Below are 16657 nucleotides of genomic sequence, written 5' to 3'. Positions count from 1 at the left end.
TTGTTTATTGTTCAAGCTTTTTCCACTTTCACCGCGCATTTCTTGTAATCCGGTTCCTTTGAAATGGGGCAAAAAGAATCCAAGGTGATATCGTTGATCAACATATTTTCATCAAAAAAGGGCACAAAAACTTGCATGGGCGCCGGCACACCTCTTTGGTTTACCGAGGCGGGTAGGGTGATTTCGCCCCTTCGGGTGGTTAATTTCACCTTATCCCCCGTTCTGATCTGCATTCGTTTGGCATCCCCGGGATTTAACTCCACATAGGCATGCGGCATGGCCTGATGCAGTACCGGTATTCTACGTGTCATGGATCCCGTATGCCAGTGCTCCACTACACGGCCTGTACCCAACCAAAAGGGGTAGTCCGCATCTGGTTCTTCTGCGGCGGGTTCATATGGTCGCTGCCAAATAATGGCCTTCCCGTCCTTCTTGCCATAAAAATGAAAATCCTTGCCGTTGGAGCAGGCCGGATCATATTTGGCATTGAACCGCCATTTGGTCGATTTTCCATCCACATAGGGCCACATGGCCCCGGGTTGCGATTTTAAGACCTCAAGCGGTGCCATATTGTGTTTCTTCCCTTCATGGTGCCTTCTGTATTCGTTGTAGATTTCCTCAACATGTGTTTCTTCCTTGTAATAGAACTGTTTTTCGTAGCCCAAGCGCTTGGCGACCTCAATCAACTGCCAAGTATCGCTCATGGCCTCCCCGGGCGGTTCCAGCATTTGTTCAAAGTACTGTGTCCGCCGTTCCGAATTACCGTACATGCCTTCGCGTTCGATCCACATCGCGGAAGGCAATATCACATCCGCAATATCGGTGGTGGGCGTGGGATAGATGTCGGAAACGACAATAAACCGGCCTTCCTTTTTAGCCCCGTCCCTGTACCGCTTAAGTTTTGGCATGGTCACCATGGGATTGGTTACCTGAATCCACATGAAGCGGATATCGCCCCGATCCAACGCCCGGAACATTTCAACGGTATGGTAGGTGGGCTTGGCCGGAATATTCTCTACGGGAACATCCCATATTTTTGCGGCAAATTCGCGATGTTCCTTGTTCATCACCACCCCATGGGGCAATTTATGGGTCAGTGTACCTACTTCCCGTACCGTGCCACATGCGCTGGGTTGTCCAGTGAGTGAAAACGGACTATTGCCCGGTGTGGAAATTTTACCCGTAAGCAAGTGAATGTTGTATACGATATTGTTGATCCAGGTGCCACGGGAATGTTGGTTCATGCCCATACACCAAAAGGACATCACCTTTTTATTGGGATCGCCAAAATGTGCCGCCATATATTTGATGTCCTTTACGGATACCCCTGAAAGCTTAGCAACTTTTTCCGGGGAATAGTCTTCCAGGAAGGTCTTATACTGCTCAAAATTGATTTTTTCCGGCTTGTCGGTAAATTTATAGTGGTCCTCCAGGCCGTACCCCATCTTGGTGAGTCCCTTGCTAAAATTGCAATGTTCTTCCACAAAGGCCTTGTTCATCCACCCGTTGCGGATAATCTCATAGCAAATGGCATTGCCAACGGCCAAATCGGTTTGCGGATTGAATAGAATGGATTTATCGGCCGCCATGCTGGTACGCGTTGTCCGTGTAGCAAAATCAATAATCTTAACTCCGCGTTTTAAACGTTGATCCAATAATCTGGAGAACAATACCGGATGCATTTCGGCCATATTATTGCCCCACAGGAAAAAGGTATCGGCATAATCAATATCCTCGTAACATCCCATGGGCTCATCCAGCCCAAAAGAGGTTAAAAATCCGGTGACCGCCGTTGCCATGCAAAGTCGTGCGTTGGCCTCTACGTTATTGGTGCCGATACAACCTTTGAACAGTTTGGAGGCCACATAACCATCCGGGATGGTCCATTGTCCCGAACCATAAATTGCTACCGCATCCTTGCCATGGTCGTTTACGGTCTCTTTCATTTTGGAAGCAACAAGGTCCAAGGCCTCTTGCATGGAAGTTTCAACGTAGGTACCGTTCTTTTTTACCAAGGGCTTTGTCAATCTATCTTTGCCATATAGCGCCATAATGGAATGGTAGCCCTTTACACAGCATAGGCCTTTATTTACCGGAGAAGCCGGGTCTCCCTTTACGGCAACCGCCTTCCCGGCTTCCGTACCTATAAGGACACCGCATCCTACGCCGCAAAACCTACAGGGCGCTTTTTTCCAATCCAGATTGGCACCCTCGGGAATGCCCTTTTCCTGCTCCTCCGCAAATATGATTCCGGGAAACATGGCTGCTGCCGTGGTCATTGCCGATAAAACGGCCATTTTCTTTATAAAACTTCTCCTATCGGTGTATATAGATCGGTACATAGCGCCTATTCGTTTTTTGGAGTTTCAAATCCGGAAACCATCGCCAGTAATTTTAGGCTGGGAATCTTTTCCAATTTTTCCTTTAAAATATCTTCTTCCTGCTTGTTGTTTGTTTCGGTAACAAGAATTAGTACATCCTCATTATTCGCAGGTAGCACCTCGCAGGCCTCAATGTTGGACAAGGCCTCTATAAGGTACTCTTTTTTTCCTGTGTGCGGATGTGCTAAATAACTTTTGATCGGCATTTTAATTTATTGGTGTTGTAAAGAGCGTAGGTTTTATGGTGATCATCGCCCACGCCCAATAGTTGGTATTGTCGTCAAAGTTGTTCTTTAGGATTTCCATCCCTTCGGACGCAAAAAGATGGGAGTATCCGAGCTTTATGTTGACGTATTTCACAAAGTCATACGAATACACCAAATCCAACTCTGTGCCCAGTTGTTTGGAATCTCCAGCGGCCAAATCTGCCGCAGCAGAGAAATTGTGCAACCTAATGTTCAGGTTCGATTTTTCATTGGTCTTAACCACAGATCCCAAGTACAGATCAAACAGCCCCACATTATTGATATGGTTCCCCACAAAAAAGTAATCCATCAATCCATTGAATTTATGGTTGGTACCATAAAAAGGGGTAAAGGCATCGTTCTCACCACCGGATGGAGCTCCATTATCATTGCCGCTTTGCCATTCCCCACCAGCTATCACCCGCCATTGTTCTGTAGCCTTGTAGCTTCCTTCAAGTCCCAAGAGATAAGCACCTATATCATTGTCATTTACGTCCTTTCCAAACTGATAATACAGGTTGGATACCAGACCCACACGGTCCCGATTGTATTTTATATGGGTACCTACGGTTTGGCTATATCTGGTTTCATTGTTATCCGCATTGAGGTCATCTATAAATTGTAATCCATTGTTCAGGAAAAGGAGGCTCCCTGATAGGTTTTCCCAATCCTTGTGCAACCATGCAAATTGGATGCTCTTATAGGTCCTTGGTACGGTCAAGGTGGTTCCGGTGAGTGCCTCCCCATTCTGGTTAAAACCCGCCCCCAAATGGAATACTAAACCATCTTTAGTATACTTAAAGAGGGCCACATCATGGCTTCGTGCCTGTTGCGCCCAGGCAACACCACCAAAAATCCGTTGATCGTCATAGTTCAATACTTGTCGCCCCAATTTTAATGTGACCTCTGGACTGAAAAGCAATTCGCCCCAAGCCTGGTGCAGACTAAAACCGTTGTTATCTGCGGTATTCAGCTGTGGCACATCGCCCCATACCCTGATGTCCTGAACGCTGATATAGAAATTTAGTTTTTCAATGTTAAGACCGGTGTTCAATCGGGTCCTTTGGGAAACAAAAGTGGCAGCATCCACATTATCTGGAAAAAGCGTTTGAAATCCATGCCTAAATTCGAAACGGGGGCGTACCTCCGCATCAATTTTCAATTGCGCACTTGCAAAGTTTATCCAAAACAAAAAACATAACGTGCTATAAAGTATGGTTTTATACATGAACAGTGGGTTGGCCTTACACTCTCTTAAATTACAAAATTTCATTGGTTTATTTCTTTAAAGTTTGATGGATTAAAGTTCAGGTATCACGTCTTAAATTCCAGGTTTGGGGAGTAGCTTTGATTGTAAGGTATGGCTCACCGCTGACCACGAAGCGTCAAACTTCCTGTGTCCAAGCTGTAACCCCATAACCCATTTCCTCATTGCTATTCCCCAATCTCTCAAACCTAATTCATAAATGCCGACTTAAATATTATGATCTATAATCTGATGGGCGTCGATCAAGGGTCCACCGTGCATAATTTCATCGGAAGCCTGATTGATAAACTTGTCAAAGTTCAAATGAAAGGAATGCGCGAGCTGAATAGACTTACTGATATAGACCCCTTTCTGCAGCCAGGTGTTCATGGGATCCAACATTTCTGAAGGAACGCCATGACAGTATTTGGGCATATACAGTCCAAAAATAGGGTGTTGCTCATAGTCCACATCGTCCAGTTTTCCATTCATGGCCTCGGATATCATGGCCCTTGTATATTTAAGTTTGATACGGGAGCCCACGCCATAGGGACCTCCGCTCCAACCGGTATTGATCAACCAGACGTTTACCCCGGCCTCTGTCATTTTCTTGCTCAACATCTCGGCATATACCGTGGGATGCAGGGGCATAAAGGGTTCCCCAAAACAAGCGGAAAAGGAGGGTACAGGCTCGTTTACCCCGGCTTCGGTACCTGCTACCTTGGCCGTATAACCCGAGATAAAATGGTAGGCGGCCTGGCCCGGTGTTAATTTTGATATGGGAGGAAGTACGCCGAAGGCGTCACAGGTAAGAAAGAAAATGTTCTTCGGATTGCCCGCATAAGAAGGTTCAACGATATTGTCGATATGATGTATGGGATAACTGACCCGTGTGTTCTGGGTGATGGAGGTGTCCTCATAATCCACTTCTTTGGTACCTTCCTTGAACACTACATTTTCCAACATGGCACCTGGACGAATGGCACGATAGATATCGGGTTCATTCTCCTCGGACAAGTCCACCACCTTGGCATAACAACCGCCCTCAAAATTAAATATGATGTTTTCCGCGGTCCACCCATGCTCGTCATCCCCGATCAGTTTACGGTTGGGGTCTGCAGAAAGTGTTGTTTTACCAGTGCCCGAAAGGCCAAAGAAAATAGCGGTTTCCCCATCTTCGCCTACATTGGCAGAACAATGCATAGGCAGAACATTATGTTCTACCGGAAGTACCAGGTTCATCGCTGTAAAAACACCCTTCTTCATTTCACCGGCATAGGCAGATCCACCCACCAGCGCTATCTTTCTTGTAAAATCCAGAATGGAGAAGTTTCCCTGTCGTATTCCAACAGCTTGGGGATCAGGCGCTTCATAGCCAGGAGCGCAGAGCACCAACCAATCCTCATTAAAATCCGCAATTTCCTCTTCCTCAAGGCGAAGGAACATACTATTGACAAAATAATTGGACCAAGGGTACTCCGTAATGGTGCGCACATTCATGCGATATTTGGGTGCGGCGCCCACATAGCCATCGTGGACATAAATCTCTTTGTCCGATAGGTATTTGACCACCTCGTCGTACAACTTCTGAAAGTTATCGGGATCCAAGGGTTTGTTCGTCCGATTCCAAAAAATCTTATCGGCCGTGTAGGCATCCTTTACCAAAAATCGGTCCTTTGGCGAACGCCCGGTAAATTTTCCGGTATTGATGCACAAAGTACCATTTTCCGTTTCGGTTCCCATACCCTTGTTGACCGTAATGCGTTGTAGGGTTGCGGCATCCAGGTTCCAGTGTGCCGTTGCGTTTCGAATTCCGTACTTCTCCAAGTCCGTATTTTTAGGGGGGTTAGACATAATTTCCATGATGCTAGTTTTTAAATTGTTATTGTTCAGAAAGGCCAAATAATCGGCACGAGTATTAAAGTTGTTATGAAAAACAGGAGCAACAAAGGGGCCCCTACTCTTACATAATCGATAAATCTATAATCGGCTGCAGCCATCACCATAGCGTTGGTGGTGGTCCCCACCGGGGTCAAAAAAGCAGTGGAAGCGCTAACGGCCACAGCTATCATATACGGTTTGGGAGATACGCCCAAAGTGGCCGCTGCGGCCAGGGCTATGGGGGCCATCAACACGGCGGTTGCCGAGTTGTTAATGGTCTGGCTAAGGGCCGTGGTCAATAGAAAAATCCCACCTAGCAGTACAATTGGGTGCAGGGATCCCAGGTAATCCACCAAGCTATTGGCCGTCCATTTGGCAATTCCCGTTTTTTGCAGGGCCAGGCCCATGGGAATCATGGCGGCGATCATGACCACACTGGTCCAGCTGATTCGCTTGTAGGCCTTGGTAATGGGTACGCAGCCCGAAAGCATTAAAATTCCGGCGCATAGCAAAGCGGCCACGGCTCCAGGCATGAGTTTAAACACCAGCAACACAATCATAAGCAAAAGTGTGCCCAAGGCAATGTATGACCTGGGTGTAAGCTTATCCACATTCTTGGCCATAGCTTCCGGACTCCCTGAAATCACCAAATGCTCGTAGGCTTTTTGCAGATCTTCAATGGCCTTCCAGGAGCCGCGAATTATAAAGGCATCACCGGGTTTAATCGTAATAAAGGTATCCTTAAGGGCAGTATTATTTCGAGAACCGCCCAATAACTGTATGCCCGCCTGGTCCAGGTACATCCCCAAGGGTACGGTATTCCCCACGAAAGCCGAATTTGGGGTAATGATCATTTGGGACAGGCCCACTTCCTGGTTGATCAATTCTTCCTTGAGTTCGTCATTGGTAGGCTTTAAGGGGATAACCCCCAGTTTATAGGTCAACATCATTTGGTCCACATCTTCTGCTTTGCCCTTCACGGTGATAATATCATGATAGCGCATTTCGGTATCCGGGGTAGGGAACTCTACAAAAAGTGGGATTTTTTTCAGGGGATTGGGGTGTCTTCTTCGCAACCGCATAATTGATACCTTGTGCTTCTTCTCAAAATCCCAATCCCTTATCTTGGTATTGATCAAGGGCGACATAGATCGGATACGAAAACGATACACATTGTCCCCAATACTGTAGTCCTTTATCCATTTGTGCATTTCCGAATCCAGGTTTACCGGACGGTGCTTGCTCTTATTGGTAGGAAGTAACCTGTAGCCTAGATACCTAAAATAGAGTAGGGTGATGATCAGTAGCGGCAGACCTATGAGTCCAAACTCGAAAAACGAAAAACCTTCGACGCCCTGCTCCAACAACGCATTGCTAGCAATGATGTTGGGCGGGGTACCGGTAAGGGTCAACAATCCCCCCGTATTGGAACCAAAAGCGATGGGCATCAGCAATTTTGAGGGTACGGTCGCCGCGTTCCATGCTGCGGATACCGTTACCGGTAATAAGGCGGCCACTGTACCGGTATTGCTTACAAAACCGGACAATAGGCTTGAGCCCAGTGTTACGATTACCAGCAGTTTGGGGATACTGCTCCCGGCCCAGGATACGAATTTCTGCCCCGCCAGGGCGGTCCAACCTGTTCGGGAGAGTCCTTCACCTATGATAAAAAGGGCTGCAATCATGATTACGGTAGGATTGCTAAAACCGCTAAGGGTCTCGGTAAGGTCCAAAGTGCCTACCAGGAAAAGGGCCAACATGGATATCAGGGCCACCACATCGGGTGGGAATTTGCCCCATATAAACAATAGAATAGTGAACCCTAATATCAGCAATACTTCAAACATATGTTTGCGTGTTTTATCAATCGATGGCCAATACGGGCACTTTGGAACGAACGGTAAGTTCCTTGGTCAAAAGGCCTTCGGAAGGTTCCGCTTTTTTACTGTGGTTTCTGGGCAGAATAGCAATCAGATCAATATCCTTCTCCTCGGCATAGTTAAAGATGCCGGCCACCACATCAGGATTTTCCATAAACATATGGTGTGAATAAAAATTTTCCAGATAGTACTCCAGCACATTCTCATTACTTTCATCGGCTTTGGAATACCCATAAACTCCCGGTTCATTTTGTACGGTAAGCACGTGGACCATGGCATTGAACCTACGGGCCACTTCCAAGAGCGTTGCCAAGACTTCCACATCCTCAATCTTGTCCTTGCCAAGTACCAAGGCTATGTTCTTTAACTTAAACTCTTCTGCGCTCCCTTGTACCGTGAGAACGGGGCAATCTGCTTCCAATACTAGCTTTGAGGCATGGGTATTCTCTGTGCTACTACCAGCACTGCCCGAGGTACCCATAATGATCAAATCAATATTGTTAGTCTCGCGTATGTGCAGGATAGAGTCGGTCAAGGGCTCCTTGCCCACTACCCAACTCATGGGCGATCTAAAGTTGGGGCCATAAGAGGTGCGCGTACGCTCAAATTCCTGCTGTAGGCGTTCCATATCCGGGTTATCGGACACGTAGCATAGTACGATTTCCATATCGTCGTGCCCTTCCACAAAATGTACGGCATAGTCCAAACCGGTTTTTGCGGTTTCGGAAAAATCAAAGGGGACCAAAATGCGTGAAATTTTTTCCATATCTGCTCTCTTTAAAAGTTGTTTACCTGACGAATTCTGAGGTAAAATTAGTGGGTGGACAAACGCGGAAATATGATATTTGTCATATAAGCCGGGTTTGCATTCCAAACCTCCTTCCCAAGGCAGCAAATTTTCCCTAATACCTTGCTTTGGGTCGATAGGTGATGCACTGTGCCCAATGAATGATATCTTATATGGATTTCCTTTTGAAATTGCCTTGCAAAACCGTATTTTAAACCTTGGTATGGAAGCAGTAATCGGAATAGATATCGGAGGTACCAAAACCAAGATTGGCATCGTAAATCAAAAGGGCGAATGCCTGGAATCCATGTTCTTCAGAACACGGGAACACCAAGACCTGGAAGCCTATCTGGACAAGGTGAGGGACAGTGTGCACGAACTGGAGCAGCGGTTCCCCAAAGACCTAAAGCTTTTGGGCTGTGGTATAGGGGCACCCAATGCTTCCAGTAGAAACGGGACCATTGAAAACGCTTCCAATTTGGCATGGAAGGGCCGCGTACCGATTCTGGATAAATTAAAGGAGCGCATTCCGCTGCCCATGAAGATTATGAACGATGCCAGTGCCGCGGCCCTAGGAGAAATGCTCTTTGGAAATGCCAGGGGCATGACCGATTTTATCGCCATTACCCTAGGTACCGGATTTGGTGCCGGTATTGTAGCCAACGGAATGCTTATAGATGGCTATGATGGTTTTGCAGGCGAATTGGGACATGTAGACATGACCCTTGGTGATGGCCGGGAAACAGGCCTGGGGGTCAAGGGTGGCTTGGAGGCCTATGTGTCGGCCACCGGTCTTAAACGCACCATACTCTATATGCTCAGCAAGCACATGGATGAGAGCCGGTTTAGGTCGGTAGCCTATAACGATCTGCACGGAGAGGATATTACCAAGGCCGCAGAAGAGGGAGATCCCATTGCCCTTAGGGCCTTTGATTATACCGCCGATATTTTAGGGCTGGCCCTGGCCAACTTTACTGCCTTTACCCAACCCGAGGCCTTTTTTCTTATGGGCGGTCTGATCAATAGCGGCAAATGGATCATCGATCCGCTAAAAAAACATTTTGAGGGATACTTGCTGGATATCTACAAGGGGAAGGTAAAACTGCTCCTTTCTGGCCTACCTCCCAAGACCACGGCCATATGTGGTGCTGCAGCGTTGATTTGGGAAGACCACGCCGCTTAAAGCCCAGAGATCTACCATCAAGCTACAACAAAAAAAACCGATGTTTCCACCGGTTTCGCAAGACTAACTCAAACTAACTCCATTAAGAACGTGCCTCTATGAAAGGCACTCCAAAAATACAATCCCTTTGCCCAAGGGGGGGTTAAGAAGGCATGAGCAATTGGTTAATTTTATGTGAACCGGAAGGTGTACCGTATAGTGGTTAAAATGGCTATCTTTAGGGATACCATAAACCTTTAGATTCCAGCCTATGCAATCCGGTAAATACCACGCCCCGAGATGACGCTTGGCCTTGTCCTTTTATTATTCTTGTTGGGGATGGCCAATGGTTTTTACTCCGGACTTATGGGTACTGGAGGCAATGTTATCCTGATTCCGGTCTTGGACCTGATGCTGGCCTCATTCGGTATCGAAGGACAGGAATTGGTAAAATATATTATTGCCCATTCGCTCTTCATCACCGTTTTTAATGGGCTATCCGTAAGCTATAAGCAATATCGGGTCAAGAATTTTTATCCCCGGGAAGTGCTGCTCATTGGGATTCCGGCGATTATCGCCGGTTATGGCATGTCCGAAATCGTCAAAACTTCCCTTTGGTACGACAAAATTTATTTTGACATCCTTTTCTTGATTATGGTCTTCTTGGTCGCTGTCCGATTTCTTTTTTACAAACATCCCGGCATAAGTCCGGACCGCCACGGACATCGGCCCAATAGCTTCGCCTTTGGCGGACTGGGTATTTTTACCGGTATTACCACAGCACTATCTGGTTTTGGTGGAGGTATTGTGGTTATTCCGTCCCTGACCGATATTTTTCGCATTCCTATTAAAAGGGCAAGTTCCGTATCCATTGGGGTAGTGTTGCTCATCGCCATGGGGGTCAGCATCAGCTATCTGAACCTTGGGTCCCCTGCTGTAGTGTCCCAGGTACTTTCCCATCAATACGGCTATATTTCCCTTAGTCTGGTCCTTCCTATTTTGTTTGGGGTATTTGTCTCCGCACCTTTCGGTGTTCGGGTAGCCCATAGAACGTCACCGCCTATCCTGAGATATATCTTTGGGGTTGTCATGGTGGTCCTCTGCGCAAAGACGGTTATGGGTATGGTATAGGTGGCCGCCTGTGCCCTATTTGTCTTTGAGGTGTAAACTTGTGAATACAGGAAAATGGTCAGAAGGGTAACGCTCCCCCTTTGCTTCGTTTATGATAGCGCTTTTGAGGACTACAAAATCGTTTTTGCTGATAAAGATAAAATCGATCCTTCGTTCCACGGGTTTGTGAAAATCAAAGCCATTAAAGGTGCCCTCCGGTCCATGGGCATTAGCTCCTGCAGTGACATGGGTATCCAACATTTTGTTTTGGATCAAACGAATACCCCTGCTATTAGCCTCAAGGTTAAAATCTCCCATCAATACCACCGGAACCTTTTGGGTGTTCAACACATTGATCTGCGCTAAGATCAGTTTTGAACTTTCTTCCCTGGCCCGTTGGCCGATGTGATCAAAATGGGTATTGAACACGTAGAATTCCTTACCATCGGTTTTTCTTTTAAAGCGCCCATAGGTACAGATTCTGGGTAATGCGGCATCCCATCCCTTGGACGGTTTTTCGGGAGTATTGGACAGCCAAAAGGTGTCTCCTTCCAAAAAATCGACCGTAGAACCGTTATAAAAAATAGCGGTAAACTCGCCCTTCTCGTTCCCTTGATCCCGCCCTACACCAAAAAACGAGTAGTCCTCGAGCCCCTTTTCGATATCTCTCAATTGATGTATCATGCCTTCCTGGGTTCCTAAAATGTCCGGAGCGTAGTCCTTAAGCTGGGAGATGAGGAAGGCCTTTCGACTCTCCCAGTTGTTCAAGGTGTCCCTGGGGTCGTCAAATTTGATGTTGTAGCTCATAAACCCAAGCTCTTGTGCAGCCGTTAGCTGAACTAGGCTCAGCGTCAAAAGAAATATCGTATGTTTCATCATGTTCCAATGGTTGAAGGTTGCTAGTTGGAAGTTCCGGTTAAGAATTATGAATTAAAAGTTATAAGTTAGGAATTGATAATTATTTATTGATAATTGTTTATTGATAATTGTTCATTGTTCATTGTTCACTGCTTGTCACCGCCTACTGCCGGATAAAATGCATCGCGCCATACGCCGAGCGCATTGCCAACTGCTTACTGCCGACTGTTTCAGGTTTTTGGTTGATGGTGAAAGCTTTGAGATTCTTCGCCTCGCTTTGCTCAGCGCCTGCCTGCCTAGGACATGTCATTCTTTCTTTACTACCCTTCCGCCCCCAACACTCACTTTGCTTCGGTCGGGGCCACCTTCCCTTAACAAAGGGAAGGAGCTACTTGGAACTGGGAATAATGAATTTAGAATCACGAGGGTCGAACTTTAAATTTAACACGTAGAACTTACCATCGGTCCTTGAACGTAGAGCGAATAGGGTTCAACTCATAACCGATCTCTGACTACTGCCATTTTTTATTGCTAATTGTTTATTGTTAATTGCTCATTGTTCACTGCCCCGAATTGTCCGCTTTTCCCTTTAAACGCTCAAAAGCTTTGTACGCCTTTTGTACCTTTTCTTTAGGGGAGGTCTCAAATTCGCGCTCCGTTACCTTGTACCGTTTTTGGAGGCTATCCAGTTTTAAGTGCATCATGGCAATTTCCTCTATGTACTCCGTATCGTTGATGGCATTATACATTTCCCTGGGGTCTTTTTGCAAATCATAAAATTCCCAGGTGTCAATATCGTCATAAAAATGGATCAATTTATACCTTTTTGTCCGAATTCCGTACTGTTTTTTTACCATATGAAAGGCCGGATAGTCGTAGTAGTGGTAGTATATTGCTTCTTTAAAATCGGCCTCGTCCGAACCCTCCAATACCTTTCTAAAGGACGCGCCCTGCATAACCTTACTTTCTTCTTGCCCGCCTGCAAAATCGAGAAAAGTGGGAGCAAAATCCAAGTTCTGTACCATGGCTTCGATCTTTGTACCGGGGGCGATGACACTCGGCCACTGCATAAGCAGCGGTATCCTCAGGGATTCCTCGTACATAAAGCGCTTGTCGAACCAACCGCGCTCCCCCAAGTAGAATCCTTGATCGGAGGTGTACACCACCAAGGTATTTTCTGCCAATCCGTGCTCCTCCAAATAGTCCAGAACTTCTCCGATACCCTCGTCCACCGCTGCGATGGTTGCCAGGTAATCCTGTAAATACCGCTGTCCTTTCCATACGGCAAGCTCCTCTCCCGATAAATTGGCGCTGTGCATCGCATTGTTTTTAGGTAGATAAGCCTTATCCCAGGCCTTGCGCTGCTGTGGGGTCATGCGGTCAAAATCCGTAGGCCAGGGATTATGGGCCAATGCCGTACTTCCATAGGCTTTCGTCATCTTTAAATCGTGCCCCTCGTACATATCGCTGTAGATGGTCTGCTGTTGTTCCGAGGCTGCCTGCTGGTCCACAAACTCGGGAAAAAAGGACTCCGGCAGAGGAAAAGTGACAGAATCGTATTTGTTCACGTGCCGCAATGCCGGCATCCAGTTGCGGTGCGGGGCCTTATGGTGTACCATCAGGAAAAAGGGGGCATCGTCAGACTCCCTTTGTCGTAACCAATCCAAACTTTTATCCGTAATGATGTCGGTAACATAGCCGTTTACCACGGCAGTATCCTTGCCCTGGATGAATTCTGGATTGTAGTAATTTCCCTGGTCGTTCACAATGTCCCAATAATCGAAACCGGTGGGCTCCCCATGGAGGTGCCATTTACCCACAATGGCCGTTTGATAGCCCAATTTTTGCAAATGCTTGGGCAAGGTTGCCTGCCTACCGTCGAAGCGCTCCCCGTTCATCCGAAACCCGTTGATATGGCTGTGCTTTCCAGTCAGGATCACGGCCCTGCTGGGTCCACATATGGCATTGGTGCAAAAACTGTTTTGGAAAAGGGCCCCATTCTTGGCCAAGCGATCAATGTTGGGAGTAGGAGCCAATTTTGCCAAGGGATGACCATAGGCACCAATCGCTTGGGCGGCGTGGTCGTCGGACATGATAAAAATGATATTAGGAGGCCCCAACTCCGATTTCTTCGCAGGATGGGAATCCTTGCAGGCCCAACCAAGAAGGAATACAAGGGCCCATGCTATTTTTCGGTACATAATTATTTTTTCAAGTGTCAAGTTCAAGGGACAAATTCAAGGTTCAAGGTTCAAGGTTTAAGGTTTAAGGTTTAAGGTTTAAGAATCGGCCATATTTTTTGATTGTTGCAAATTATTTGGCGTTCACTGCTGACAGTTTCATGTTTCTCGTTTACTGGGAATTGTTCATTGTTAATGGTTCACCACCTACTGCCCACTGTTTGAGATTCTTCGCTCCACTGCGCTACGCTCTGAATGACAATACGCATTGATTTGTCATTCCGAGCCTGCGAGGAATCTCTGGCACCATTACCCACTGTCTACTGCCCTCTGCTCACTGTTTACTGTTTACTGTTTACCGTTTAGGAACGGAACATTGTTTATTGCTAATTGTTTATTGTTCATTGTTTACTGCCTACTGCCTACTGTTCACTGTCTCTGGTCTCTGGTCTCTGGTTTCTTGTTTACCGTTCACTGCCAAGTGTTCATTCATTACCGCCTACCATCAATCCTTGGCGCCTACTGCTCACTGTTTACTGTTTACTGTTTACTGTTTACTGTTTACTGTTTACTGTTTAGGAACGGAACATTGTTTATTGCTAATTGTTTATTGTTCATTGTTTACTGCCCACTGTTCATCTATTTTAGCGTAAAGGAGGCTTTCAAAGAACTATCCGAATCTGTCCCAACGAACACTTCAAAGTCTCCAGGTTCCGCTACAAATTGCAATTCGCCATTGTAAAATTTCAGGTCCTCCGGGGATAGGGTCAAGGTCACCTGGACACTTTCACCCTTAGGTACAGATACCTTTTTAAATCCCTTAAGTTGTTTTACGGGCGGGGTGATACTGCGTTCCATATCCCGGAGGTAAAGTTGAACCACTTCCTCTCCGTCAAAATCCCCAGTATTGGTGAGGGTTAGCCCGATGATCAAGGATTCGTCCGGACCAATTTCAGTTTTGTCCAGATGCAGATCCGAATAGGTAAACGTAGTATAGCTAAGACCATAACCAAAGGGGAAAAGGGGTGTGTTGGGCGAATCTAAATAGTTAGACCGGAATTTTTTAAACTCCCCGGTCGCCGGGGGCCGTCCCGTATGTTTTACGCTGTGGTAGATCGGAATCTGACCTACATTCCTGGGCCAGGTAGCGGTAAGCTTCCCAGATGGATTGTAAGTGCCAAAGAGCACATCGGCCACAGCATTTCCGGCTTCTACGCCAGGATGCCACACCTGTAAAATGCTCACGGGAAGTTCAAATTCCTCGGAAATGACCAAGGGCCGTCCACTCATCAGGACCAGGACTATAGGTTTTCCCGTCTCCACTAGGGCCTGAATCATTTTTTTCTGGGCCTTAGGCAGGGATAGGTTGGTTCTGCTAGCCGCTTCCCCGCTCATTTCGGTCGCCTCACCCACCACGGCAACCACTATGTCCGATTGTTTGGCGAGATCAATGGCCTCTTTTAATAGCACTTCCGGTGTTCGCTCATCGATAACCACCCGGGGGCCAAAGACGTTTACCCGTTTGGCCAGTTCAACGTCATCTGTGATATTGGCTCCTTTGGCATACCGTATGGAGCTGTTCGGAGCCGCTTTCTTGAGTCCTTCCAAAATGGTAACGGCCAAGTTGGGGTTTCCCGTGGGGGCCCAGGTGCCCAACATATTGTTACGGCTATCGGCCAAGGGCCCTACCAATGCTATTTCACCTTTTTTTCTTAAGGGGAGAACATCCTGATGGTTTTTAAGGAGCACAAAGGACCGGGAGGCAATTTCACGGGCCAGTTCGCGATGTTCTGCGGTGAGGATATCCTTTTTGGGCCGACTGTCGTCCAAATATCGAAAGGGGTCCTCAAAAAGTCCCAATTTATATTTGGCCTCCAAAATCCGAAGACATGCACGGGTAATTTCCTCCTCGGTGACCTTGCCCTCATCCACCGATTTTTTAAGGGTGGTCAGAAAACCTTCGCCCACCATGTCCATATCCAGACCGGCCTTTAGGGAAAGTGCGGATACGGTCTGTAGGTTCCCCAATCCGTGGGCCACCATTTCGTTGACCGAAGTATAGTCAGAGACCACGAATCCCTGGAACCCCCATGTATCACGGAGTAAGTTGGTAAGCAGCCAACGGTTTCCCGTAGCCGGCACACCGTCCACATCATTGAAGGAAGTCATGACACTGGCTGCTCCCGCATCTATTGCGGCCTTGTAGGGTGGAAGGTATTGGTTAAACATCTTTACCCTACCCATGTCCACCGAGTGGTAATCCCTACCGGCTTGGGATGCTCCGTAGAGTGCAAAGTGTTTTACACAGGCCATCATAGTGGTGGAGTCCGAGAGGTCTTCTCCCTGATATCCCCGTACCATGGCTGCGGCAATGGCCGAACCCAAGTAAGGGTCCTCCCCTGCCCCTTCTGCGATACGCCCCCATCTGGGATCCCTTGCAATATCGACCATGGGCGAAAAATTCCAATTAATACCATCTGCGGTAGCCTCCCTTGCCGCCATGCGTGCGGCCCGTTCCAAAAGCTCCATGTCCCAGGAGGCGGACGAGCCCAAGGGAATGGGGAAAGTGGTCTTATATCCGTGTATCACATCGGAACCGATAAGTAACGGAATTTTTAGCCGTGTTTGCCGTATTGCAAGTTCCTGTACTATCCGGATCTTCGCCGGACCTGCAATACCAAACAATCCGCCTACCTGTCCCGCCTTTATTTTTTCTTCTACGTTTTGGCTTATCACTGCTCCCGTGGCTACGCCGCCGCCAGGGGTAAGCAAGTTCAGCTGCCCAATTTTTTCTTCCAGGGTCATTTTCTGAAGCAGCTCCTGCACCAGGGGAATTTCACTTTTGGTCTGCCCAAGAAGTGGGTAAAGGATGGCAAGGTGAAACAGAAAAGGTAGAAAGGTCTTTTTAATAATGTTCATCGGTAAGA

The 16657-nt window shown here is 47.2% G+C and carries 11 protein-coding genes; 2 read left to right on the top strand and 9 right to left on the bottom strand.

The features are described 5' to 3' along the window. Window positions 1-11: 11 nt before the first annotated feature. The 6 genes from ACRD67_RS20240 to ACRD67_RS20215 form a co-directional block, all read right to left on the bottom strand. Complete coding sequence (locus ACRD67_RS20240; RefSeq protein WP_430969112.1) at window positions 12-2342, bottom strand: molybdopterin-dependent oxidoreductase; 2331 nt, start codon at window positions 2340-2342, stop codon at window positions 12-14. Between the two features lie 5 nt (window positions 2343-2347). Further along, window positions 2348-2587 carry a hypothetical protein gene (locus ACRD67_RS20235; protein WP_430969111.1) on the bottom strand — a complete coding sequence of 80 codons (240 nt, stop codon included), beginning with the start codon at window positions 2585-2587 and terminating at the stop codon, window positions 2348-2350. Between the two features lies 1 nt (window position 2588). After that, entirely contained in the window at window positions 2589-3854 is a 1266-nt protein-coding gene (locus ACRD67_RS20230; RefSeq protein WP_430969110.1) for an alginate export family protein, read from the bottom strand. A gap of 246 nt (window positions 3855-4100) precedes the next feature. Next, on the bottom strand, window positions 4101-5735 hold the full coding sequence (gene pckA / locus ACRD67_RS20225) for a phosphoenolpyruvate carboxykinase (ATP) (protein ID WP_430969109.1): 1635 nt from the start codon (window positions 5733-5735) through the stop codon (window positions 4101-4103). Between the two features lie 26 nt (window positions 5736-5761). Next, window positions 5762-7600 (bottom strand): SLC13 family permease, encoded by a 1839-nt coding sequence (locus tag ACRD67_RS20220; RefSeq protein WP_430969108.1) that lies wholly within the window; start codon window positions 7598-7600, stop codon window positions 5762-5764. A gap of 16 nt (window positions 7601-7616) precedes the next feature. Next, on the bottom strand, window positions 7617-8399 hold the full coding sequence (locus ACRD67_RS20215; protein WP_430969107.1) for a universal stress protein: 783 nt from the start codon (window positions 8397-8399) through the stop codon (window positions 7617-7619). Window positions 8400-8643: 244 nt separating this feature from the next. Here ACRD67_RS20215 and ACRD67_RS20210 point away from each other — a divergent pair, with 244 nt between their 5' ends. Next, window positions 8644-9603, top strand: coding sequence for an ROK family protein (locus ACRD67_RS20210; protein ID WP_430969106.1), 960 nt, complete (start codon window positions 8644-8646; stop codon window positions 9601-9603). Window positions 9604-9882: 279 nt separating this feature from the next. Beyond that, entirely contained in the window at window positions 9883-10713 is an 831-nt protein-coding gene (locus ACRD67_RS20205) for a sulfite exporter TauE/SafE family protein (RefSeq protein ID WP_430969105.1), read from the top strand. Window positions 10714-10728: 15 nt separating this feature from the next. On the opposite strand, the gene ACRD67_RS20200 is transcribed toward ACRD67_RS20205, so the two are convergent. The 3 genes from ACRD67_RS20200 to bglX form a co-directional block, all read right to left on the bottom strand. Continuing rightward, entirely contained in the window at window positions 10729-11571 is an 843-nt protein-coding gene (locus tag ACRD67_RS20200; RefSeq protein WP_430969104.1) for an endonuclease/exonuclease/phosphatase family protein, read from the bottom strand. A gap of 539 nt (window positions 11572-12110) precedes the next feature. Next, the gene (locus ACRD67_RS20195) at window positions 12111-13751 is read right to left on the bottom strand and encodes a sulfatase family protein (RefSeq protein WP_430969103.1); all 1641 of its coding nucleotides are present in this window, start codon (window positions 13749-13751) and stop codon (window positions 12111-12113) included. 618 nt (window positions 13752-14369) lie between these two features. Continuing rightward, window positions 14370-16649: a beta-glucosidase BglX gene (gene bglX / locus ACRD67_RS20190; RefSeq protein ID WP_430969102.1), complete on the bottom strand. Its 2280-nt coding sequence runs from the start codon at window positions 16647-16649 to the stop codon at window positions 14370-14372. Window positions 16650-16657: the final 8 nt, after the last annotated feature.

Origin of the sequence: Eudoraea algarum, from assembly GCF_050589645.1 — a bacterium.
Classification (GTDB): Bacteria; Bacteroidota; Bacteroidia; order Flavobacteriales; family Flavobacteriaceae; genus JBNGOQ01.
This window is presented reverse-complemented; position numbering and strand designations above follow the sequence as displayed.